We start from the raw sequence: 21,577 nt of genomic DNA on the forward strand, positions 1-21,577 counted from the left end.
GATCCTGTTACGAGCTGTAAGGACCTGGAGGCTCGCGGAGTAGCGGTAGTTCTTCGACGAGGCGGACACGCTCCGGTCGCGCGTAGGCGTCACCGTGCCGTCCGCGATGAGGACTTGCTGCCGTCCGGGCTTGCGCTTACCCGGCGCGAGGGCCAGCAGCGGGCCGTGTCGGCTGATGACCCGGCCGACAGCCGCCGGCGAGATCCCGAACAGCAGGGCAAGCTGGCGCATAGTGAGGTCGGTGCGGCAGTACACCGCCACCAGCAGTACCCGGTCCGCCAGCGTCAGCGCCCACGGACGGCCCGGCCGGTCCGGGGCCAGGGCCTTACCACCCTCACGGTGGCGAACACCTCTAGGCCGTGTATCGAAGAGGCTGGTCAGGACCATTGAGTCCTCGGCAACCAGGACTAGGCCGTGTATCGAAAATGGATCTTGCGCGCTGAATGATCCTGGTCATGGGGCGGGGAGATCTCACGGACGAGCAGTGGGCGTTGTTGGAGCCGTTGTTGCCGAAGCTGGCCAAGGCAGGGCGACCGCCCGCCTGGCCTCGGCGGCAGCTGATCGACGGCATACGGTTCCGGATTCGGACCGGTGTTCCGTGGCGTGACGTGCCGGTCGAGTACGGGCCGTGGGGCCGGGTCTACGACCTGTTCCGTCGGTGGCAGCGGGCGGGCACCTGGCACCACATCCTGACTCGGCTCCAGTCACTGGCCGATTCGAGGGGTGCGATCACGGGGGACCTCAGTATCGACTCCACGGTTTGCCGCGCCCACCAGCATGCGGCCGGGGCTCGCAAGCAGGGCGACCTGCAGAAGGAACCGCCGGGTGGCGTGTTCACCGAGCCTCGTGATCACGGGCTGGGACGCTCGCGCGGTGGGTTCACCACCAAGCTGCACCTGGCCGTCGAGCAGGGCCAGAAGCCCATGTCCATCGTCGTGACGGCAGGGCAGCGTGGGGACTCGCCGCAGTTCGAACTCGTACTGGCAAAGGTCCGCCTGCCTCGGCTGGGTCCGGGCCGGCCCCGGGTCCGGCCTGAACGTGTGCGGGCGGACAAGGCGTACGCCTCCCGCAAGAACCGCGCCTACCTGCGCCGGCGCGGGATCCGCTGCACCATCCCCGACAAGGCCGATCAGGCACGCAACCGTCAGAAGCTCGGCTCCCGGGGTGGCCGGCCACCGCGCTTCGCCCCGGTCGACTACCGCGAGCGTCACGCGGTCGAGTGCGGAATCAACCGCCTCAAGAGGCACCGTGCCGTCGCCACCAGGTACGACAAGCTCGCGGTCCGATACGAGGCGACGGTCCTGGTCGCAGTGATCAACGAGTGGTTGTGACGTCCTGGTTTCGCCGGGGCGCGCTGCGGGTGGGGAGGTCTTCTAGCAGGAGTTCCACGATGAGGTCAGGCCGCCCCACGAACGGGGAGTGGCCTGTCTGCCATTCGCGTACGTCGGTGCAGCGCGCGGCCATGGTCCGTTGGAGGCTGGGGTCGATGGCCCGGTCCTGTGCGCAGATGACGTAGGTGGAGGGAGTCGTCTTCCAGCTGTGGCGCTGGGGGACTCCTCGTCCGCAGCCCGGGGCTTGAGTACGCAGCAGGTCAACCGCCCGCGCGGCGAGGGGGTCAGGGCAGTCGCCGTAGAGGGTGTCGATGGCCAGGCCGGGGTGCAGGGTGGTCGAGCCGTCCAGCTCAGCGACGATGGCGTCCTTGAGCTGTTGGGACGCGCCGCCCAGACTGGCCGCGCTCTCGCCGGCATCGAGCACGAACGCTGCCAGGTAGACCAGGTGTGCCGCTCCGCGGACCCCTGTGATCACCGACCCTCCGTAGGAGTGGCCGAGGACGACCGGGGGCTCGGGTAACGCGTCGATGACGGCTTGGACGGCGGCGGTGTCAGCAGCCAAAGAGCCGCGGTGGAGCTCGGGCACAGCAACCTCGATTCCGTTTGTCCGCAATCCTTCCGCCACCACCGCAAAGTGCTCGGGACGGTGGTACAGGCCGTGAACAAGCACCGCAGCAGCCAACTCGTCCGTCTCCTCAGATCGACCCAGACCGGCCAGACCGGTGAGCCTAGCCCCGAACCACGGCCGCACCCTCACCTTGATCCACTTTCGATACACGGCCTAGGACCAGCGCCCGATGGCACGCAGTCACTCAATCTCTAAGCTCACTGCTGTCCAAGCCCACGGACACAGCCACTGGTTCATGCCGGGCCTGCCCCTGTCGCGAGGTAGAACGATGTCGGCCGACGCCGCTGCTCACATCCGCATAGCCCGACCCTCACACGACCTCCGAGCGGCTGAACGCTTCTGGGTTTCAGGTCTCGGCCTCGACGTCCTGTATCGGCATGCGGCGGACGGCACCCCGGGCCGGAGCTCGCTCCTGATGGTCGGCTGGCCCGGGGCCGGCTGGCATCTGGAACTCGTTCACGATCCTGCTGCTCCTTTCGAACCGCGGCCAACCGTGGAAGACCTGCTGGTCATCTACCTCGGCGAACCGGTGCCCGACTCTCTCGTGGAGCAGCTCGAGCGGCACGGCGGGAAGCGAGTGCCCGCCCATAATCCGTACTGGGACACCTGGGGCATGACTTTTCAAGACCCCGACGGCTATCTGCTGGTGCTCTCCACTCGCGACTGGTCCAACTCGTAGACCTCACAAACATGCATGTCAAAGCCACTCCTTGATGGCAGCGACCAGCACGATCGCCTCGAAGCGGACCGCGCGCTTGTCGTATCGCGTGGCGACGGCTCGGTGCCTCTTGAGCCGGCTGATCCCGCACTCGACCGCATGGCGCTCGCGGTAGTCGGCCGGTCGAAGCGCAGCGGCCGCCCGCCGGGGGAGCCGAGCTTTCGGCGGTTGCGTGCCTGGTCAGCCTTCTCCGGGATGGTGCAGCGGATCCCGCGGCGGCGCAGATGGGCGCGGTTCCTGCGGGCGGCGTACGCCTTGTCGGCCCGTACGCGGTCGGGACGGACCCGCGGCCGGCCCGCCCCGATGCGGGGCACACGGATGTGGCTCAACGCTTCTGTTGGCGGATGAGCACTTGAGTTGGCGAGCTGTGTCTTCCGATTGGCAGGGCGGGGCCGGCAGGTGCTGTGCAGGTACGACTCGCAGGGCCACGTCGACGCTTGACCCCAACCAAACTCGAGCTTCTAGGTTCCTTCCAGGACCGCAGGAACCGACCAGCGGTGCCTTTGCAAGGAGGTTCCCCGTGACCGAGCGCACAGACCACGTCGAGATCCCCGACCGCTACCGCTATGCCGTGATCCCGCACATCATGGTCGACGACGCCGCTGCGGCGATCGATTTCTACCAGCGGGCGTTCGGCGCCCGTGAGGACTTCAGGATCGACGCTCCGGGCGGCGGGATTCTGCACGCCGAGATCACCATCGGACGGTCGGCCCTGATGCTGGGCGACGCCAGCCTGGACGAGGCGGAGGCCGCCTCCTTCGCCGCGCCTGCCTCACTCGGCGGAGGCACGTCCGTCACGCTGCATGTCTTCGTGCCGGACGTCGACAGCCTGGCGAAGCGCGCGGAAGCCGCCGGCGCTGAGATCCTCCAGCCACCGAAAGACATGTTCTACGGCGACCGCACCGTCATCCTCAAGGACCCTTCAGGCCACATGTGGGTGTTTCTGACCCACGTGGAAGACATCTCGCAGGAAGAGCTTCAGCGCCGCCTGGCCACCGCCGGGTGACCGGACCCCGTGCGCCTGGTGAGCCTTACCGGACACCGCGCGCCGTACCCCACGGAACCAGCCGACTGAACCGCTCGGCCATGCCCGGGCTGCTCGCCACCGGCAATGGCCGGCCCGCGTCCGTACCCGGACCGCCCGCATCAGCGAGAGCGTGATCTTGCTGGTGGGCGTGACCGAGTGCGCTGGTTGGCCACCGAGGGCCTCAGCTGGCCGATGCGCGTGCGACCGCAGCAGTGGGCCCCGTGACCCAGGTGTCAGTGGCTGCACGTACCGTCTGCGCATGACTGATCAATGGTGGGTGGGCGTGCGTCAGCGGGTCGAGGCGGCCGGTGCAGGGCCGTCCAGCAGCACGGTGTTCGGGGCGTTGGGGCACAGGTGGATCGTGGAGGACCCGCTGACCCAGGGCGAGCTTGACGAACTCGAGGCTCAGACGGGCGTGCGGCTGCCAGAGGAGTACCGGGCCTTCCTGCTACACGTCGGCGCGGGTGGCGCCGGCCCCGCGTACGGCCTGTTCCCGGTTCGGCGCGTGCAAGGCCGCTGGCGTTGGGAAGGCGACGGCGCGGACCTGGCCGACCTGTCGAGGCTTGCCGAGCCGTTTCCCGACCAGGGCCCGGACCCGAAGCTGCTCGACGACCTCCTTGCCCAACGCCCCGAGGAAGAGGACTTCGACGACATCGAGGACTTCGACGACGCCATCGAGGCGTGGGACGAGCGGTGGGAGGTCATCATGTTCGCCCCGGAGCGCACTGCCGGCGCCGTCGTGCTCTCCCACCTGGGCTGCGCGCAGAGAGAGTGGCTGATCATCAGCGGCAGCCACCGTGGCACGATCTGGTCCGACTGCCGGGTGGACGACGTCGACCTCGCCCCGCTACTCGACGACGACGGCACGCCGGTGACGTTCGCCCGCTGGTACACCGACTGGCTGGAGAAAGCCGAGCGCACAGCAATGTCGGCACCGTAGGTCCGTCGGCCTGTGCTGTGGAGCGTTGCGGTTGGTCAAACGGGCCAAGTAGAGCCCTCAGTACGACTGGGCCGTCGTCGACCTCACCGAGGCAGCCCCGGGCCGCCACCAGTGGTGGAGCTTAGAGAAGTGCCGGTTCAGCGCACCCGCCCTCGTGGTTTCAGTGGCACGGGCGGGAGTTGGGGAGCGGGCAGCGGCTGCCCGTCATACCCCTTCACCTCCCCGAATCGCGAACCCGTCATCCAGTCCTCCCGGGCCCGACGGATGTCGTCCTGCGTACGCCCCACGAAGTTCCACCACATACCACGCGATCTGCGCTTTATCCCAGGTCAGAGGTATCGCGGACCCTCAGGCGTCAGCAAAAGGTCAGCATCGGACGCCGAGGAGTCAGCACCACATGGCAGCACGGAAACTCGCCCGCGGCATAGGCACCTTCTTCAAGGACTGCGAGCATCCTGAGGTTCGTTGGTCGAGGTGCCCGCACGAGTACAAGATCAGGTACCGGAGCGCAGCGGGCATGCAGACCGAGGAGGCTGGGTTCGCAACCCAGGACAGGGCGATCACTCGTTTGACGGAGATCTACAACGAGAAGAAGGCGACCCTTCGGTCCCAGTCGAAAGCCGAGCGCATCCAGAAGTACGGGACGATGCGCTTCGAGGAGTGCGCCTAGGAGTGGAAGGCCGGCCAGCGGCACCTGGCGGTCGCCTCGGTGCGACAAAACCTCGATTCGCTCCTGGAGCACCACCTCAACCCGCCGCTCGGAAGCCGACGGATGAACTCCTTCGACCACAAGGTGGTGGATCACTTCATCCGCACCATGGAGCGCTTGAAGACGGGGCTCGCGACACAGGCCAACGCCTTCGACAAACTCCGCGCGACCCTCCTGGACGCCCATCGGTTGGGGATCTACGCCGACAACCCCCTGCTGGGGGTGAAGCCACCGCAATACGACCCTGCTCGGGCCGTCATCCCGTCCCTTGAGCAACTCCGTGGGATCCGCGCGGCGGGGGACGACGCGTTCAGGCTGATGGTTGACCTGATGAGTGGCTGCGGGTTGCGTAACGGGGAGGCGGCGGCGGTGAACCTCAACAACCTTGTGGCTGACGATGTCTATCGGGTCAGTGAGCAGGTGATCTTGTCGACCAAGAGCTATGGGCCGCTGAAGCATCGGAAGGCGGGGGAGTACCGCGACGTGCCCCTACCCGCTCGGATCAGGGAGACGATCCAGTGGTACGCCGAGAAGCACGGCACCTTCGACGGCTACCTACTGCGTCAACCCACTGACCCCACCAAGCCGTATCCGCACTGGGCTATGGACAACCAGTGGAAGCGAATACGTGCGTCGGGTCAAGTGGACATCCCCGAAAGGATGGTGCTGTACGGTAACCGTCATTTTTTCGCGTCGAACTGCCTGAGCAACGGCATCCCGATCACCGACGTCGCCGAATGGATGGGCCACAAGAGTTTCGACATCACGTTCAAGGTTTAGCGGCACCTCATGCCGGGATCGATCGGAAAGGCGGCCCAAATTCTCGACATGGCGCTTGCGGCTTAGTGCTCCGGTGGGCCTGGCTGGACATAGCCAGGCCCACAAGAGCTGAATTCAAGAACGTTTCTGCTGCTCAGTCCAAGCCTGAACCTCCTTGATCCTGAACTGCAGTTTGGCGCTGTTACCTGTACCGAACTTGTAAGGCGTGAGCCCGAGTTTCGGCGCATCCCGGTAGACCCACGTGATTGACATGTTCAGGTACTCGGCGGTCTGTTGGGCTGTCATGAACTGTGCGGACATGCGGAGGCCTTCCAGATGTGGCTAAGACGAAGTCTCTAGTCTTGGGAAGGCGTGGGCTTTGGAGAGACGGCGATCAAGTGGTAAGGACACCTTTTGTTCCCGGGTGCGTGGAAGAGGACAAGCGTCGGTACTAGCGCAAGATGGCCGTGGACGCCCGCACCGGAGACACGTAGGACGACGGCTTCGATCTGTCGGACCAGCTACTCGCCCTGGCGCCGACATTGACGCCTGGCACACCGAGAGGCCGGCCACCCGCCGTCCGTCGCAGTCATTCCTCCGGTGGTGCATGAGGACCGGCCGGATGCCCCGCCTCACGCTGCCGCCCGCCGTCATGACCCAGGACACGGAACCGCTGCACCAGCACCGCCGGCTCGCGATACTCCGCCGCGTCCTCAATGAAGACTCCTTACCCCTCCGGGCCAGGGTCGCTGCAGCGCTCGTTCTCCTCTATGCGCAACCCGTCAGCCGCATCGGCCGCCTCACAATCAACGACGTCCCTCACAATCAACGACGTCACTGACGACCAGACCACCGTCACCGTCCAGTTAGTAGACCCACCGTCCCCGCTGCCGGGGCCCGTCGCCGAGCTGATGCGGGCATACATCCTGTCCCGCCAGCATCTGCCCTACGCCAGCAGCAGAAGCTCCCACTGGCTCTTCCCCGGCCGCCAACCCGGACAGCCGATGAACCCGGTCAGCCTCCAAACCCATCTGCGTGAGATCGGCGTCCCGCCACAGCGCGGCAGAGCCTCCGCGATCCGTCAGCTCGTCCTGCAGGCCCCGGCCCCCGTCATCGCGAAGGCACTCGGCTATCACGACAAGACCGCCACCCGGCTGATCACCGAAGCTGGCGGAACCTGGAGCCGATACGCACCTGGCGGCCGCAATCGGTGACCGCCGGCGGATGGAAACTCAGGCAACAGACGCCCTGAAAGGATCGGTGGGGATGATCTCTGCCTCGTCGAAGAGCTGCTCCAACGCCTCGTGCCCGTGACGCCTGCGGAACTCGATCTCGGCTGTCGTTACGGGCAGGGTCCACAGGATGCGGGCGTGGCCCCCGGGAACGGGGCAGTGTTCAAGGTCTGGTCCGTGGAGATAGGGCAGGCTGATCAGCAGGTGATCGCAGGTTGACCCCGGTACCCACGGTTCCCCGATCGGCATGCTGTGGTCCAGGTCGAGCTGATGTCCTCCGCAGTGGTAGTAGGCGATCATCGCCATGAGTTCGATGAACCGCTGGTCGCGGACGTGGGCGGTCATGACGAACTCAAGGCCGTTGCCGTGACCGTCCTTCTCCATCGCGGCCCAGCACCCGGCGGTCACATAGGCCCAGCTGTCGCTGCGGGGACCGGGCCCCACAACGAGAACTCGCAGCTCGGGCACCACCTCTCGCCGTTCCGGCCCGAGGTCGTAGTCGACGACCTCCACGGAGTGCCCTTCGAAGAACGCCCGGACATGTGACTCAACGGCCTCCGCGGCCAGCACCCTCGCATCACTCACCACGCGATCATCCCACCGCGATCGGCAGCCCCTGGCGGCTCACTCAGCGTCATGGGGCTGACAACGTCAGCTACTGTCGGTGTACTCCAGAAAGTGCTCAGGCAGGTACGGAGGAACGTGCCCAGTGAACAGCACGAACAGGGTTGCTCAGGCAGCATCGAAGCCGTTGCTCGCGAGGGCCTGTAGGTAGGGGTTCTGTCGTGTCACAGGTTGCCTCGAGAAGATCAGGGCGAGAGCGTCCCGCAGGGACTGCTCCACCAGGCTGTCGAACTCACGTGCCAGGCAGTGCCCTTCTGCGGGGCGGAAGTGCCAGCCCTCCCGGGTGGCGTATCGAGTGCGCAATCCAATCAGTTCTTTGTCCCGCGTGAAGTGCCATTCGTCCTGTCGGTCGGAGAGTTCGAACACTGCGCGCCTGTCTTCACGGAGCGTGACCCTTGCGGCTTGAAGCATCAGGACAAAGTCCAGAACACAGACAGAGGTCGCGGCGTCCGAGAAGTCGCCATTGCCGATCCTCAGGCTGACGTCGACCTTGAAGTTGTCCCAAATGAAGGCAGCCTGGGTGAGCTCCTCAACCACCGTGGGCTCGCGGAAGGCGTCGAGTGGCACCCACCCAGGGCCCCATGACCCGTCCCTGGGGGCGGGAACGAAACTGAGTGAAGGCGTTGTAGGTGTGCTCACCGCTCCAGGATGCCGGACGGGGTGGCGACCGCTGGAGGTCAGGCCACGATGGTGTCGCGTTCGATGGCGAGCGGTCGGGTTCGCCGGACACTACGAAGCGCGACGGCGATGTGGGTCTTGCCTACCCCAGGCGGGCCCTCCACCGCGCGGCGGGCGTACCGGCGGCCGGTGACCTTGACCGAGCAGCAGTCGCACCTTGAGCGCGAGACCATGGACCGTTGGGCAGATGACGGCGGTCGTTGCCCTGCGGCCGAGCACGTCGAACCCCCCTTGGTGCAGCCCGCATTGTCGTGACGTCGGGGCGCGGTTGGTCATCCCACGGCGGTGCTGCCGTTCACCGTGGGCACCTCGGCGGGCGTCATGTCGGCGCGAAGCCGGACGACACCACGGTATGCCGCCACACCCCGCCGGCCTGAGCGGTGTCCACCGACATCTCGGCCACCTGCTCTGGCTCAACGAGCCGGACATCCAGTGGGGCGCGTGAGCGCCAAGAGGTCGTGAACGTCACGCCCTCCCAAGCATGGCCGGGCCGGGCCGGGGCGAGCTGGGCACCGCTACGGCGGACCTGGTCAGGGTGCAGAGGTGTGCTGCGCGCCACCGCGCGCAGCACACCCTCCTCGTCATAGCGGCCCAGGACCAGAGTCTGCGGGCGCTCCACCATGCCGGTGACCGCGCCGACGACGGTCTCGGTGGTATCCCTGCGGCACTGGTGAAGGGTCGGTATATGTGCAGCGTGCGCAATTCCCCGCGACATCGGCGCGTGAACATGCCCCAACTGAAGGAAGGGGGGACGCCGCGGTCCTGGTTCGACTACGGCTGGCCGGTGGACCGTTTAACAAGAGCGAGACGGGTCCAACGTTGAAGCTCCTGTTCGTGGCTGCCAGTGCCCGTCTGCTGGGTGACCGCCGCAGTGTCCTCGGGTGCCGGATCGCCATTGCGGGAGAGGAGCTTCAGTGGCCACGCCGGAATGGTGGTCTGCTGGCCGTCGAAGGGATGCCAGTCCCAGGGGCCGTCGAACCGCCAGGCGCGCCCGTCATGGTCAACGACTTCGTCGCCTGCCTCCAGGAAGGCGTAGGGGCGGAACAGCAACTCGATGCGGATGGGTTCAGCGCCGACCGGGTCGAGGGCATATCCCTGGTCCTCGAGCTCGGGATCATGGGCTTCGCCCTGCCGCAGGATTTCGAGGTAGCAGGCGGGGCGGGGCAGCATGCCAGTCACCAGGGGTGGATCGAAGTGGTAGACGGCCGCGACGTGCACCACGGTCGGCGCGATTCCCACCAGACAGGTGTTGCCGGCGTTCAGGTCTGTTTCCGCCGGCACGGTACGGAAGTACGTGCGGTCCCAGTCGAAGGCCTCCGGTGTGGGTAGCGCGGTCTCGCCGTTCCAGCGGAAGCTGTGCGCCTCCGGGTCGACGTCGTTCTACGGCCACCGTACGGACACGTAGGAGCGAGAGACCGAAGCGACCGTGGTCTCGGTGAGTGGGCATTCCAGCGACAGCACATCGCCGGCCCGGAACCGGACACCACCCCCGTCCGGGCGATACCGCCCCGCCGGCTCTTCTTCCCAGTCACCCATCACGTCCTCCTCGTCAAGGAGCGATCATCACAGACAGGGACGTTCCGCCTCCCCCCCGGGGGGGGGGCATTCGCTGACGGCTGCACGGGCGGAGTTCCCGCCCCTGAACAAGGGGTGGGCACCAACGCCCTGCTCGGTCCGGTGAAGGCGTGATCTAAGGACTGGTGAGGTAGTGGGACCAGCTTTCGCTGACCATCTGTGCCCAGCGGTTGGCGGTGTGGGGCTGGATACCGAGCGGGTCAGCCATCACGATCGGTGGGATGTCGGCGATGGCTTCGATCATGGGGGTGTTGCGGGCTGCTCGGGCCGGAAGACCGTGGCGCCGGAGTGTGTCGGCAAGGGCCAGAGCGTTGCGGGGAAGGCCGAGGCTCTGTCCCGGAAGGAGGTAGGAGACTTCGTCGGGCAGTGGCGTCGGTGCGCCGAGGTGCCGCTGAGGTGGTCGGTCTGTTCCTCGACGAGGCGGCCCAAGGTGGGCGGAAGGAACACTGGATGGCGGTTGATGGTGAGTTAGGCGGCCTCAGCGTTGCGGCCGTAGCGGTCGGCAGTGAGTTCGACGATGCGTGAGCGGGAAAGCGCGTAGAGGCGGATCAGGGCGCCGATGATTCGGATGTTCAGGGGGAGGGTTGCATCGGTCAGGCACCGTCGTAGTTATTCATGGTGGGTGTCCTCCGATTGGAAGGTGGCCGGGTACTGGCTGGGTGGGTAGTGGATGTCCAGCCCGGTGACCAGGCGGCGTGATCGTGCCCAGCGGATGAACGAGACGATGGTCCTCGCCTTGCTGGGGTGAGCGGCCGTCCACAGGTCGAGGTCTGTCTGGCTGCTTGAGGCTGCTGAGCTCCAGCGAGACGATCCGGCGCTGGGCGAGGAAGAACCGGGTCGAGCTGTGCTTCACCCCGACCTACGCGTCTTGGGCCAACCCGATCGAGGCCCATTGCGGGCCGCTGCGGCAGTTCACGATCGCCAACTCGAACCACCCCAACCATGCCGTCCAGACCCGAGCGCTTCACGCGTACTTGCGCTGGCGCAACCAAAATACGCGCCATCCCGACGTCCTCGCCGCCCAGCGGCGCGAGCGCGCCCGCATCCGCAGTGAGAAAGGCATCCGCTGGGGCGGACGGATACGCATCCCGGCGTCCTGACCACCGGAGAAGCAAGGTCTCAGGCGAGCGATAGGGTCCCCCGCGTGCGGTCCCGGCGCGGGCCCACCGCAGGCGACATGGGAGTTCCGATGACCACATGGCGGCGGTTCGAACGCCAAGACGTCACGCTCGAATTCTGGGAGATCCGCCAGGAGGGGATCCGCTGCTTCCTTCGCTGGGGCTCCGACCGCACCTCGGGCAAGGGGAGCACGACAATCCTCGACGACGAGGAACAGGCGCGACGCCACGCAGCACGCAAGATCAACGAGCGTCTCCGCAAGGGCTTCACCGAGGTGGCACCACCCTCTGATCCGGCGGAAGCCGAGGCCGGGACACCGGTGCTGGACGTCATCACCAGGGCGGTCGGCCCCTACGCGCCGGTCCCCGAGTTCAGGCCGGTCGAGGGCTTCGACCAGGTCTACTGCTGCGCGCGCACGCCCGATCACCCGATGGGCTTCTTCGAGTACTACGTGCTGCGCGAGCAGGGACACACCGCGGTCCGTTTCGCAGTGCGAGCCGGCAGCCACCAGAACGCTGCGGTTGCCGAGTTCCTGGACTTTCTCTGCTCCCGGCGTGACCTCGCCTTCGACGGCCGGTCCCACCACAAGGTGCCGTTGCCGCGTGCGGTCGGGTCCTTCGATTACGCGCTGTTCTGTTCGCCGGCACTGGGCCGGGCCTGTGCTGCGTATCCGGCGGCGGCAGCGCGGGTGGCGACAGCCGTCCCCGTGTTCAACTGCGAGATCGGGGACGAGGACCCTGAGGTGCTGGTCGACGCCCGCATCCACGGTCATGCCTCGCTGCCCTACAGTGACTGGCGACGAGCGCCATTTCCCGCCGTTGACCTGCGCTTCGACATCCAGCCGTCGTTCTACCGACCGTCACCGAAGTTCAAGGTCTTCCGTCCGGACGACGTCCAGAAGCTCATGGACGCACTACCGACGGCATCGCCGCAGAGCTGGCTGGAGGTGCGGTCCTTCCGGGGCGAGACCCTGCGCCTGCAGCCCGACACGACCATGTCCTTCGCTGACGTGCTTTCCGTTCTGACCAACTGAATCGACCTGGCTGTTTTTTCCGCGGAGGGCCAGAGCCGGTGAACCTTCTCGGTCACAGCATTAGGGCCTGTTGTGAAAGTGCTGGCCACGAGCGGTCTGGCGTACATGGGCAGCGTCGTTGTCAGTGGTGCCGTGCATGATTGGCGCGTCAGTTCTTCTACCGGGTGGGGAAGCGCCATGCCAATCACGAACCAGCAGGTAGCAGGGCACGTGTTCCTGCGGCAGATGTATGCGGACTCGTACTTCCCCGATCACCTCGTCGACCGCGGCAGGGCGATCCTGTTGCGGCTGTGCGAGCGGATTGAGGCTGAGCAGCCGTCGAATCTGGGGGCTCTGTATGCGCTCACCCAGGCCGCAATCGAGGAGTTCAACAGTCTGGAAGCGGAGTTCGAGGCAGCCGGGAGTGAGATCGAGACGGTTGCGCGCGAGGTGATCGCTGAGAACTTCTGGTCTGTCGCGTCGGCATACGGGTTCACGGACGCGGATGTAGAGGAGCTGATCGCCACCCGGGACTGGTGAGCGACGACCGGGAGGTCGCCTGCCGGTCAGAGCCATTCGTTGAAGGCTGCGATCAGCACGGTCGCCTCATAGCGGACGGAGAGCTTGTCGTATCTCGTGGCGACCGCGCGGTGGCGCTTGAGGCGGTTGATGCCGCATTCCACCGCGTGGCGCTCCTTGTAATCGACTTTGTCGAACTTCGGCGGACGGCCTCCGCGAGAGCCGAGCTTCTTACGGTTGCGGACCTGGTCAGCCTTCTCCGGGATGGTAGAGCCTATGCCGCGTCTGCGCAGGTAGGCGCGGTTTCCGCGGGAGCCGTAGGCATTATCGGCGCGGACCTTGTCCGGCCGTGTTCGCGGCCGGCCTCGACCGACGCGGGGCACCCGGATGCCCTCCAGGACCGGCTGGAACTGCGGACTGTCGTGCCGCTGGCCAGCGGTGACAAGCAGCGAAAGAGGCTTTTTCCCCTGCTCACCCGTCAGGTGCAGCTTGGTAGTCAGCCCGCCGCGCGAGCGTCCCAGGCCGTGATCGTCGGGTTCGGCGTCGACGCCGCCGGGAGGCTCCTTCTGCAGTGCCCCTTTCTACGCGCCCCGGCGGCGTGCTGATGGGCCCGTGATCGTGGAGTCCACGCTGACGTCCCACGTGATCAGGCCCTCCGCGTCGGCCTCGGCCTGCAGCCCTTCGAAGATCCGCTTCCAGGTGCCGTCGCGCTGCCAGCGCCGGAATAGGTCGTAGGCCCGGTCTCACGGCCCATACCGCTCCGGCACGTCGCGCCACGGGGCACCGGTCCTGGTCCGCCACCGTATGCGGTCTATCAACTGCCGCCGGGTCCACAGCGGTGTACGGCCCGGCTTTTTACCCCGCGGCAGCAACGGCTCAAGCCGAGCCCACTGGTCGTTCGTCAGATCTCCACGCCCCACGGCAGGTGATCATTCACAACCAAGATCCACTTTCGCAACAGGCCCTAGCGCAAGATGGCCGTGGACGCCCGCACCGGAGACACGTATGACGACGGCTTCGATCTGTCGGACCAGCTACTCGCCCTGGCGCACGGCTACGCCGCCTTGGACCATGTGATCCCGTTCTATAAGAGCTTCCGGCAGTGGGGTTGCACAGCCCTTGGGCGCAGCGCCGACAGTCATTCGGGCCCGGCCACGGCAGCGATCTGGCCAGGAGCGCCACCTCGACGTCGAGACGGTCCTCGGCCAACGGACGGCCGAGCAGTTCCTCGGCTTTGCGGAGCGGGAGCGGCCGGGGAGCGCAGCGACCCGGCTCGCTTCTTCGGGCGCAGCCCGAAGGGAACCCGCGCGGCCCCGGCCGTCCCCTTCGAGGGGAAGCCGGGGACCATTGTCGTGCGTCAGCGCCGCCGTGGTGCACCAGGTGGACCGGCCCATGCACCGCACCCGGCGTTCGGTGCCAACCGTCCGCCAGCTGCTGCGGCACCGCTGGGAGACGGCGCGCATGCTGACGGAGTTCCCGGGGCTGGCCGCGACCATGGACCTGCTCCTGCGGCGGGTCGCCCGGCCGTGGCGGACCGCTCCGCTGCCGCGGTACCCGGCCTTCCGCCGCTGAGACCGGGGCGGCCGGGCCTGCCGCACCGCCGAGGCTGGTGACGGGCGGGCACTGCGCGCTTTTCGGGCGCCGCGGAAGGGGCACGCGGGCGGAACACAGCTCCCGCACGGAGGGAAGTACCACGATGGCCGAGTACGAACGTTCCCGCACGATGCACGCGCGGCCCGAGCAGGTCTTCGACCAGGCCGCCGACGTCGGCCAGCTCGACACCTGGATCCCCGACGACGTGCACGTCGAGGCGGCGGACCTCCCTGCCGTGACCGTGCACGAGGACCGCTCCGGCCAGGACATGCCCGCGCTGCTGCGCTCGGAGCGGGACCAGATGCGGCTGGAGTGGGGCACCCGGGAGCAGGGCACCTACGCCGGCTGGCTCCAGGTGTCCGGCATCGACAGCGGGCCCGGCGAGGTGATCGTGCATCTGTCCTTCTTCGACGAGGCGCACGACCCGGGCGAGCAGGCGGTCGGCGAGGCGCTGGACGGCAGCCTGCGGCGGCTGGAGGAGCGGGTGCGGGCCCGGTCCGGGGACGCGGCGGGCTGACCGCCCCGCCGGGGGCCGGGCCGGAGCGGACGGCCCGCGTACAAGGCCCTCGGCCACGCGCTGCACGACGGACCGCGGGTGACGGTCGCCGCCACCGATCCCGCCCCGAGGAGAAGCCCGCCGCACCGGGCTCCGCTCAGCCCGAGGGATGGGAGCCGGCCGATACGACGGTCACGGCCGGCGACACGGCCGACTTCCGGATGACCGGTGATCGGTCGCCGGTCGCCGGTGAGGCGGTCTCGGGCGGCGGTCCGGCGAACACCGGCTCCGGTGCGGTGCTGCCGGTCGCCACAGCGGGAGCCGTGCTCATGGGCACCGGGCCGGGCGTGGGCGTACGACGTCGGACCGGCCCGGGGCGCCGGCGGCCCCGGCCGGTGGTCAGTTCGAGCCGGAGCCGAGCGTCCGGGTCGTATAGGCGCACTCCATGTAGAGGACTGTCGAACTACCGGAATCCGGTCCTCTGGGTGTGCGCATTGCGCCCACCCGGCACGGCGGTGAGGGGATGCACGAGGCACGGCGCGGAGCGTCGTTCCTCGAGCAGGACCGTCCCCGCTCGGCGGGCGGGTCGGCTCGGCCGGACGCCCCGCCGACGGGACTCCCTCACTCCGGCAGTCCGTGACTCCGGGAGTTCGGCACTGCGTCAGCCGGTCGGAGCGGGGCCGGGTCCGAGGGGGCGCCGTATGCCGGGCGCGGTCGGCGGGCGGTCGACGACGGGCAAGATGCCTATCGAGTCGGGTTGCTGCTGTGTGCCGATCATGTTCCTCAACCCCCGAGGCCGGGCTAGGACACTGAGGTGGCCCTCGAGACCTAGCTCAGACACCGGCCCCGTCAGGCTTCCACACTGCCGGCGGAGCCCCGCGGCCTGTCCGCTCTCGCAGACTCGCCACCTGCAACAGCGTCTAAAAGAGTGTTTTGTCCTGTCAGGGGGATTTGGTGCCGTTATGGGTGGCAGAGCGGGTTGGGACGGCTGAGGCTAGGGTCGCTATCCGTGATGTGAGAGACGGCTGACTCGATTGCTGGAGACGTTTCCGCCCGTTCGCTCCTGTCTGATCCCAAGGCGCCCCCAGTCACCCCTGTTTGCGCCCTGTGGCTGCGTGTCTGCTGACGGGACTATCGAAACGTGTCCCGACAGCGGCCGTACCCGAGTGACCTGTCCGATGCCCGATGGGAACTGCTTGAGCCTATTCTGTCGACCTGGCGGGCCGAGCGGAGAGGGAAGGGCCTGGACATCGGGCGGCCACCCGAGCACGACCTGCGTCGGATCATGGACGCGGTCTTGTATGTGGACCGCACCGGGATCCCCTGGCGCTACCTTCCCCACGACTTCGCGCCGTGGGAAACCGTCTACGGATACTTCGCCGCCTGGCAGAAGGACGGCGTGTTCGACCAGCTCAACGGCCTGCTTCGCCGACTAGTTCGGGAGGCCGCGGGCCGGGACGCCGAACCGAGCGCGTGCGTGCTGGACGCCCAGAGTGTCAAGACCTCTGCCAACGTCCCGACCGCCGGGCAAGGCATCGACGCGGGCAAGAAGATCGCCGGACGCAAGCGCCATATCGGCGTCGACACCCTCGGCCTCCTCCTCGCGGTCTGGGTCACCGCGGCCAGCGTCTCCGACAACGCCGGCGGCATCCACCTGCTCTCCCACATCGCCAAGGACCACCCCACGATCACCAGAGCGTGGGCCGACACCGGCTATCGGATCAAGGCCATCGAACACGGCGCCATCCTCGGCATCGACGTCGAGGTCACCCCCCGCGACCCGGGCCAGAAAGGCTTCAAGGTCATCCCACGGCGCTGGGTCGTCGAGCGGACCTTCGGCTGGCTCATGAACCACCGCCGCCTCGCCCGCGACTACCAAACCCACCCACACCGCTCCGAAGCAATGATCCGCATCGCGATGATCGACCTGATGAGCCGCAGGCTCACACGAGAATCGACTCCGAACTTGAAGGACTCATAGCCGCCGGGCCACGCTGACCCGCGCGTCCTCGCCCCTCATTTCCTGCGGCCAGCGGTCATCAATGACACCCGCCGCCTCCCGGCAGGCGCTACAGGCGTTCTCCCGCTCCGGCAGCCACCAGTGATCCGAAGGCGACATACCGGCTATCTGGATTCCGCACAACGTCCTGTCGAAGACGCCGAAGGCGTGGGAGACATCGGCGGGAAGGCCGTCCGCGACGGCCCTCTCCCAGCGCATCCCCGCGGGCAAGTACGGCGGCCGCGAGACTTCGAACCACTCGCCACCCACATGCGTGACGGCGTGGCACCAGGAACAGGACCAGACCTCCTCTTGCGGCACAGCCGGCTGCACCGGCCATCGCCACATCGCCCTTCCACACACATCGCACTCCACGAGCGGATCCTCACACGCTTCCGTGCGTGGCCCCAACCCGCTGACACCGCGCGACTTACCAAACACCCCCGACGGGACAAAACGCCCTTTTAGAGGCCGCGCAGATAGGCGCGGTTGCAGACCCTGGTAGCAATGCAGGCGCTGGTCCTGGTGATCACGGAGTTGCTACGCTCTGTGATGATCGGAGACACCTGAGCCTGTAAAAGGCGTACCAGTGGTTCACGTCCCTGGGTAGGCCGGCTATTCCGAGCGGATCAAGCGGCTGCTGGGGAGGGTGTGACACCCCCGGTTGGCTGTTCGCTTGCGAGGCCTGACGGAGCTGCGTTGAGTACCGTGTCCAGAATGGCCCGTGATGCCTGAAGTGCCTCGATCTCCTGTGTAATCCGCCGCCGTTCGCCTTGGAGCTGGCGGACAAGGTTCGGACACATGGGGACCAGGTGGTCGATGTCGTCGGCAACACAGGGCAGGACTCGAGCGATCACGGTGGTGGAGAGGCCGGCCGTCAGGAGGCTGCGGATACGTCGCACTGTCTCCACGTCTGCGTCGCTGTACTCCCGGTATCCGCTGGGAAGTCGGGTCGGGGCGAGCAGCCCCTGCTGTTCGTAGTAGCGCAGGAGTCGTTCGTGCACTCCAGTCCGCTGGACCATCTCCTTCATACGCATGGGATGCTGCCTCTCCCCGGCGACTTGACTCTGACACCAGTGTCGGAGTTTAGCGTCGTATCCATGAGTGCTGAACAGGCCGTTCTCGAACGGAATCTTGATGTGTATGTGCAGGGCAGCGGCGCTGCCCTGCTGCTGGCGCATGGTGCCGGCGGAGGTATCGAAGGCAACTTCGGGCTGGTGCTCGACGATCTGGCGCGGGACCACACGCTGATCGGTCCGCACTACCCAGGAGCGGGCGGCACACCGGTCGCAACTGAACCGCTCGATCCCGACGAGCTGGCAGACGCCCTTGTCGCCTCCGCTGTGGCACGCGGGCACGAGGCGTTCGCCATCCTTGGAGAGTCCCTGGGGACCGCCATCGCAGTGCGCGCCGCGACCCGCCATCCCGAACGGGTGACAGGACTGGTGCTCACGGCAGGGTTTCCCGTGGCCGATCCAGCCCTCGCACACGCCTCCCAACTGATCGCCCTTCTCGGCAAGGCGGGCGAGTGGGAGGAGGTGGCCCGGCTGGCTTTCCTGGCGTGCCTGTCCGAGAGCCAGTTGAACGGGCTGTCGCCGACCGACGTGGAGGAGGCGGTGGCGCAGGTGGAGGCGTCGATGCCTCCCGGCATGCTCGACCACTTCGACCTTGTCTCCCGCGTGGACGTCCGCGGCGACCTCACCGGCGTGACGGCCCCCACCCTCGTGTTCGCGCCGACGGGAGACCGTCTGGTGCTCCCGGAGAGTTCCCGCCGCCTTGCTGCGGGAATCCAGACCGCCACGCTGATCGAACTGCCCGGAGCAGGGCACATCCTCGACGCGGACAACCGGGCGCTCTGGCTCGGCCACGTACGCCGTTTCCTCGCGTCTCTTGGCCCCATTTCCGCATGACCACTATGGACGCGCAGGGCCAGGCCGTTGCGCCGCGTGGTCCCATGGGAAAGCACCGCGGCGGCCTGGCCGTCCTTGCCCTAGCCACCTTCATCGTGGTCACCACAGAGATGCTCCCTGTCGGTTTGCTGTCCACAATCAGCACGAGTCTGGAGGTGTCCGTGTCTCAGACGGGGACGCTGCTCGCGGCCTATGCCTTCACGGTGGCAATGACTGCGACCGCGTTGACTTCCTGGACCGCGAGCTGGCAGAGGAAGCATCTTCTTCTTGCGATCGTGGGGATCTTCGCCGCAGGTGCGGTCCTCTCCGGTGCGGCGACGAATTTTGCGCTGCTGGCTGTCGCACGGCTCATCTGCGGTGCCGCGCACGGCGTGTTCTGGTCCATCGTGGCCGGTTACGCCGCAGCTCTCGCCCCTCCGGAACGACCGGGCCGAGCAACGGCGGTCGTCTTCGCCGGAAACTCCGGAGCACTGGTCCTCGGCGTCCCACTGACCGCTGTGTTGGGCGACGCCGTGGGCTGGCGAGCAGCCTTCTGGTTGGTGGCCTTCGCCGCGCTGCTGATGCTGACAGTAGCCATGATGGTGCTTCCTCCGGTTCCAGGAAATCCACTAGGAGCCGACCGAGGCCCTCGTGCACTGCGCCTGCCTGGTCTCCTTCCGCTGGTGATGACCACGATGGTGCTCGTGCTTGGCCACTTCACTCTGTACAGCTATGTCACCCCACTGCTCCACAGCATGCGGATACCGGACGGCGCCGGAGTGAGCGCGCTCCTGGCGACGTACGGCGTAACAGGGCTCGGCGGCACGTGGCTTGCGGGTCTCTGGGTGGACCGCGCGCCGTCCGCCGCCATATTCGGAACCACTGGAGCGATGACGCTGGCGATCGGCCTGTTGGCATTCGGAGCTTCGCTGACGCCCGTCGCCGTTGTGGCTGTCGCCGTCTGGGGGATGGCCTTCGCAGCCGCACCGGTGTGCTTGCAGGCGACAGTTCTGCGCATCGCCGGCACGGCTCACGACACAGCCTCTTCCTGGTACGTCGCCGCCTTCAATCTGGGAATCGGTGGAGGTGCCCTGGCTGGTGGCGCTGCGCTTGCCATCGCCGGAGTTCGAGCGCTCGGCTGGGTGGCGCTCGCAGCGGTCTCCCTAGCCGCGGCGATAGCGTGGCGCTCAAGCAGACACTGGTGCATGCAGGACCGGAACGGTGCGCCCTGACGTCGGGGACATAAGTTGCGCAGATTGGGGTGCTCATGGGCGGCGGTCCGGGCGTTCGTCCCAGCGGTGGGTGGTCTATGCCCGCCGGATCAGGCTGCGGACGGTGATGATGGTGTCGGCCAGGTCGAAGAAGGCGTCGATGACGGTGGTGCGCCGCTCGTAACAGCGGGCGAGGCGGTGGAAGGCGTTCTGCCAGGCGTGGGTCCGTTCGACATGCCACCTCTGGCTTGCCTGGATCGGTACCTTCTCACCCTGCCCGGCGTGGACCGCGCCGACGACGGCCCGCCAAGCTCCATGGCGACGAGGGGTACGACTGTGACTACCTGCGGCGATGGCTGCGCTCGCGAAACATCATTCCGCGCATCGCGCGCAAGGGCATTGAGTCATCCCAGCGGCTGGACCGGCATCGTTGGACGGTGGAGCGGACGGTGGCCTGGCTGGCAGGATGCCGTCGTCTGCACCGGCGCTACGAGCGGAAGGCCGAACACTTCCTCGCCTTCGCTGGTATCGCCGCCATCCTCATCTGCTATCGGCGGCTCACCAGATGAGGGATCTCACCGGGTACCAGGCTGATGGTGGGCGAGGAGGATTCCCCCAAGGGGGCTCTCGGCCGAGGTGAGCGTTCTGTGTTCGTCGACGGTGAAGCCTGCCTCGTGGAGCCAGCCGATCATCTGGCTGTGCTCGCGATGATGGACATGGACCTTCATCGGGTGGCCGCCATAGCCCTCTCTTTACCTTCGACTCGCCCCCGACATGAAAGCTGGGGAGCAGTAGTCCGCCTGGCTGCAGCACTCGATGTAAGTGCTGGAAGACCGTGCCGATCTCCGTGTCAGGGATGTGGATCAGCGAGTACCAAGCCACCGGGCCGGCCATCGAGCCATCGCCCAGGTCGAGGTCCGTCATGGAGCCGGCATACATGTGGAGCGGAACCCGCCGCCGGTGTTTTGGAGGCAGGTTCCGCTTCGTCTATTCCCTTTTGAGTGGTGGTCCGATGCGGAGCTGGCTAACGCAATACAAGTCCTGCTGGTACTTGACGTTGCCCTGCCGGTAGAAGTAGCGGCATCCGGTCAAGGCGCGCGTGATCTCGCCTGTCACGCGTACCCGCGCGGCCCAATAGATGTCGCCGGAGGCATGGGCTTCGACCTGGGACGGTTTACCGGAGTGGTCGGGCATCGCGGTGAGGTCCGCTATGCCTGGTGATCCACCGACCGGGGTGGTTCCCAGGGGGTGGCCTTCGGTCTCCTCGTGGCTGAAGGCCCGGTACTCCGTGATCTGCAAACCGGGTGGGACATGGGTGATCTCGCCCTTGAGGAGTGTGAGTGGCCGATCGGACGTATTCTCGGCCCGGGGCAGCGCCACCCAGTATTCGTGGCCGATCTGCAGGTGAGGGCTTTCTACATCGCCGCCGATCGTGTCGTACTCCAGTGCTGTGCCAGCTGTGTAGCCGTGCGGAGCGCCCGCGGGCCAGAGCTGCCACGTGGCCACAGCGGCCAGTGT

General features: G+C 67.0%; 24 protein-coding genes and 7 pseudogenes. 17 read left to right on the forward strand and 14 right to left on the reverse strand.

What is annotated here, in order from left to right:
* Window positions 1-18: 18 nt before the first annotated feature.
* Window positions 19-303: pseudogene (locus EV284_RS03660) on the reverse strand (transposase family protein); the annotation flags it as partial.
* A 152-nt stretch (window positions 304-455) separates the two neighbouring features.
* On the opposite strand from EV284_RS03660, the gene EV284_RS03665 reads away from it, so the two are divergent.
* Window positions 456-1,331 carry an IS5 family transposase gene (locus tag EV284_RS03665; RefSeq protein WP_130331051.1) on the forward strand — a complete coding sequence of 292 codons (876 nt, stop codon included), beginning with the start codon at window positions 456-458 and terminating at the stop codon, window positions 1,329-1,331.
* Here the strand turns inward: EV284_RS03665 and EV284_RS03670 are convergent.
* Window positions 1,315-2,013 carry an alpha/beta hydrolase gene (locus EV284_RS03670; protein ID WP_130330157.1) on the reverse strand — a complete coding sequence of 233 codons (699 nt, stop codon included), beginning with the start codon at window positions 2,011-2,013 and terminating at the stop codon, window positions 1,315-1,317. The two genes, EV284_RS03665 and EV284_RS03670, sit on opposite strands and share 17 nt — an antisense overlap.
* 214 nt (window positions 2,014-2,227) lie before the next feature.
* Here EV284_RS03670 and EV284_RS03675 point away from each other — a divergent pair, with 214 nt between their 5' ends.
* Window positions 2,228-2,638, forward strand: coding sequence for a VOC family protein (locus EV284_RS03675; protein WP_130330159.1), 411 nt, complete (start codon window positions 2,228-2,230; stop codon window positions 2,636-2,638).
* 18 nt (window positions 2,639-2,656) lie between these two features.
* Here the strand turns inward: EV284_RS03675 and EV284_RS03680 are convergent.
* Window positions 2,657-2,997 (reverse strand): annotated as a pseudogene (locus EV284_RS03680) (transposase); the annotation flags it as partial.
* A 200-nt stretch (window positions 2,998-3,197) separates the two neighbouring features.
* Between EV284_RS03680 and EV284_RS03685 the strand changes: the two are divergent.
* Together EV284_RS03685 and EV284_RS03690 are read left to right on the forward strand one after the other, a co-directional pair.
* Window positions 3,198-3,683: a VOC family protein gene (locus tag EV284_RS03685; protein WP_130330161.1), complete on the forward strand. Its 486-nt coding sequence runs from the start codon at window positions 3,198-3,200 to the stop codon at window positions 3,681-3,683.
* 280 nt (window positions 3,684-3,963) lie between these two features.
* Window positions 3,964-4,644, forward strand: a complete 681-nt coding sequence (locus EV284_RS03690) for an SMI1/KNR4 family protein (protein ID WP_130330163.1) — start codon at window positions 3,964-3,966, stop codon at window positions 4,642-4,644.
* Window positions 4,645-4,781: 137 nt separating this feature from the next.
* Here EV284_RS03690 and EV284_RS03695 read toward each other — a convergent pair.
* A pseudogene (locus tag EV284_RS03695) lies at window positions 4,782-4,946 on the reverse strand (pirin family protein); the annotation flags it as partial.
* 95 nt (window positions 4,947-5,041) lie between these two features.
* On the opposite strand from EV284_RS03695, the gene EV284_RS33085 reads away from it, so the two are divergent.
* Together EV284_RS33085 and EV284_RS33090 are read left to right on the forward strand one after the other, a co-directional pair.
* The gene (locus EV284_RS33085; RefSeq protein WP_242625548.1) at window positions 5,042-5,314 is read left to right on the forward strand and encodes a hypothetical protein; all 273 of its coding nucleotides are present in this window, start codon (window positions 5,042-5,044) and stop codon (window positions 5,312-5,314) included.
* Between the two features lie 102 nt (window positions 5,315-5,416).
* Complete coding sequence (locus tag EV284_RS33090) at window positions 5,417-6,133, forward strand: site-specific integrase (protein WP_242625549.1); 717 nt, start codon at window positions 5,417-5,419, stop codon at window positions 6,131-6,133.
* Window positions 6,134-6,247: 114 nt separating this feature from the next.
* On the opposite strand, the gene EV284_RS03705 is transcribed toward EV284_RS33090, so the two are convergent.
* Window positions 6,248-6,433 (reverse strand): helix-turn-helix domain-containing protein, encoded by a 186-nt coding sequence (locus tag EV284_RS03705; protein ID WP_130330165.1) that lies wholly within the window; start codon window positions 6,431-6,433, stop codon window positions 6,248-6,250.
* Window positions 6,434-6,882: 449 nt separating this feature from the next.
* Between EV284_RS03705 and EV284_RS03710 the strand changes: the two genes are divergently transcribed.
* Window positions 6,883-7,326, forward strand: a complete 444-nt coding sequence (locus EV284_RS03710) for a hypothetical protein (RefSeq protein ID WP_130330167.1) — start codon at window positions 6,883-6,885, stop codon at window positions 7,324-7,326.
* An 18-nt stretch (window positions 7,327-7,344) separates the two neighbouring features.
* Here EV284_RS03710 and EV284_RS03715 read toward each other — a convergent pair whose 3' ends face one another.
* From EV284_RS03715 to EV284_RS33495, 5 genes are all read right to left on the reverse strand, one after another.
* Entirely contained in the window at window positions 7,345-7,857 is a 513-nt protein-coding gene (locus EV284_RS03715) for a suppressor of fused domain protein (protein ID WP_242625550.1), read from the reverse strand.
* Between the two features lie 219 nt (window positions 7,858-8,076).
* Window positions 8,077-8,535, reverse strand: coding sequence for a hypothetical protein (locus EV284_RS03720; protein ID WP_130330169.1), 459 nt, complete (start codon window positions 8,533-8,535; stop codon window positions 8,077-8,079).
* 430 nt (window positions 8,536-8,965) lie between these two features.
* Window positions 8,966-9,361 (reverse strand): hypothetical protein, encoded by a 396-nt coding sequence (locus EV284_RS03725; RefSeq protein WP_130330171.1) that lies wholly within the window; start codon window positions 9,359-9,361, stop codon window positions 8,966-8,968.
* Window positions 9,362-9,417: 56 nt separating this feature from the next.
* A complete protein-coding gene (locus tag EV284_RS03730) occupies window positions 9,418-9,927 on the reverse strand; it encodes a hypothetical protein (RefSeq protein WP_130330173.1) in 510 nt (169 codons plus the stop codon).
* 409 nt (window positions 9,928-10,336) lie between these two features.
* Window positions 10,337-10,465 (reverse strand): hypothetical protein, encoded by a 129-nt coding sequence (locus EV284_RS33495; RefSeq protein ID WP_278045805.1) that lies wholly within the window; start codon window positions 10,463-10,465, stop codon window positions 10,337-10,339.
* Window positions 10,466-10,617: 152 nt separating this feature from the next.
* On the opposite strand from EV284_RS33495, the gene EV284_RS33500 reads away from it, so the two are divergent.
* The 4 genes and pseudogenes from EV284_RS33500 to EV284_RS03745 all read left to right on the forward strand — a co-directional run bounded on the left by EV284_RS33500 (window position 10,618) and on the right by EV284_RS03745 (window position 12,892).
* A complete protein-coding gene (locus tag EV284_RS33500) occupies window positions 10,618-10,746 on the forward strand; it encodes a hypothetical protein (RefSeq protein WP_278045806.1) in 129 nt (42 codons plus the stop codon).
* Window positions 10,747-11,012: 266 nt separating this feature from the next.
* Window positions 11,013-11,321 (forward strand): annotated as a pseudogene (locus EV284_RS03735) (IS630 family transposase); the annotation flags it as partial.
* Between the two features lie 89 nt (window positions 11,322-11,410).
* Window positions 11,411-12,373: a WGR domain-containing protein gene (locus EV284_RS03740; protein ID WP_130330175.1), complete on the forward strand. Its 963-nt coding sequence runs from the start codon at window positions 11,411-11,413 to the stop codon at window positions 12,371-12,373.
* Between the two features lie 177 nt (window positions 12,374-12,550).
* The gene (locus EV284_RS03745; RefSeq protein ID WP_130330177.1) at window positions 12,551-12,892 is read left to right on the forward strand and encodes a DUF5713 family protein; all 342 of its coding nucleotides are present in this window, start codon (window positions 12,551-12,553) and stop codon (window positions 12,890-12,892) included.
* 26 nt (window positions 12,893-12,918) lie between these two features.
* Here the strand turns inward: EV284_RS03745 and EV284_RS03750 are convergent.
* Window positions 12,919-13,791, reverse strand: a pseudogene (locus tag EV284_RS03750) (IS5 family transposase).
* Window positions 13,792-14,218: 427 nt separating this feature from the next.
* On the opposite strand from EV284_RS03750, the gene EV284_RS03755 reads away from it, so the two are divergent.
* From EV284_RS03755 to EV284_RS03765, 3 genes are all read left to right on the forward strand, one after another.
* Window positions 14,219-14,443, forward strand: coding sequence for a hypothetical protein (locus EV284_RS03755; protein ID WP_130330179.1), 225 nt, complete (start codon window positions 14,219-14,221; stop codon window positions 14,441-14,443).
* Between the two features lie 124 nt (window positions 14,444-14,567).
* Window positions 14,568-14,981 (forward strand): SRPBCC family protein, encoded by a 414-nt coding sequence (locus EV284_RS03760; protein ID WP_130330181.1) that lies wholly within the window; start codon window positions 14,568-14,570, stop codon window positions 14,979-14,981.
* A 1,120-nt stretch (window positions 14,982-16,101) separates the two neighbouring features.
* The gene (locus EV284_RS03765; protein ID WP_130330183.1) at window positions 16,102-16,941 is read left to right on the forward strand and encodes an IS5 family transposase; all 840 of its coding nucleotides are present in this window, start codon (window positions 16,102-16,104) and stop codon (window positions 16,939-16,941) included.
* Between the two features lie 647 nt (window positions 16,942-17,588).
* Here EV284_RS03765 and EV284_RS03775 read toward each other — a convergent pair.
* Complete coding sequence (locus tag EV284_RS03775; protein ID WP_130330187.1) at window positions 17,589-17,996, reverse strand: MerR family transcriptional regulator; 408 nt, start codon at window positions 17,994-17,996, stop codon at window positions 17,589-17,591.
* A 63-nt stretch (window positions 17,997-18,059) separates the two neighbouring features.
* Between EV284_RS03775 and EV284_RS03780 the strand changes: the two genes are divergently transcribed.
* A complete protein-coding gene (locus tag EV284_RS03780) occupies window positions 18,060-18,869 on the forward strand; it encodes an alpha/beta hydrolase (protein WP_130330189.1) in 810 nt (269 codons plus the stop codon).
* Window positions 18,866-20,080, forward strand: coding sequence for an MFS transporter (locus EV284_RS03785; protein WP_130330191.1), 1,215 nt, complete (start codon window positions 18,866-18,868; stop codon window positions 20,078-20,080). Before EV284_RS03780 ends, EV284_RS03785 begins: the two co-directional genes overlap by 4 nt.
* A 75-nt stretch (window positions 20,081-20,155) precedes the next feature.
* Here EV284_RS03785 and EV284_RS03790 read toward each other — a convergent pair.
* Window positions 20,156-20,365 (reverse strand): annotated as a pseudogene (locus EV284_RS03790) (IS5/IS1182 family transposase); the annotation flags it as partial.
* Here EV284_RS03790 and EV284_RS03795 point away from each other — a divergent pair.
* Window positions 20,338-20,628 (forward strand): annotated as a pseudogene (locus EV284_RS03795) (transposase); the annotation flags it as partial. The pseudogenes EV284_RS03790 and EV284_RS03795 sit on opposite strands and share 28 nt — an antisense overlap.
* 418 nt (window positions 20,629-21,046) lie before the next feature.
* Here EV284_RS03795 and EV284_RS03800 read toward each other — a convergent pair.
* Complete coding sequence (locus tag EV284_RS03800; RefSeq protein ID WP_130330193.1) at window positions 21,047-21,565, reverse strand: hypothetical protein; 519 nt, start codon at window positions 21,563-21,565, stop codon at window positions 21,047-21,049.
* Window positions 21,566-21,577 lie beyond the last annotated feature (12 nt).

This window comes from Streptomyces sp. BK022 (genome assembly GCF_004217355.1).
Classification (GTDB): Bacteria; Actinomycetota; Actinomycetes; order Streptomycetales; family Streptomycetaceae; genus Streptomyces; species Streptomyces griseoluteus.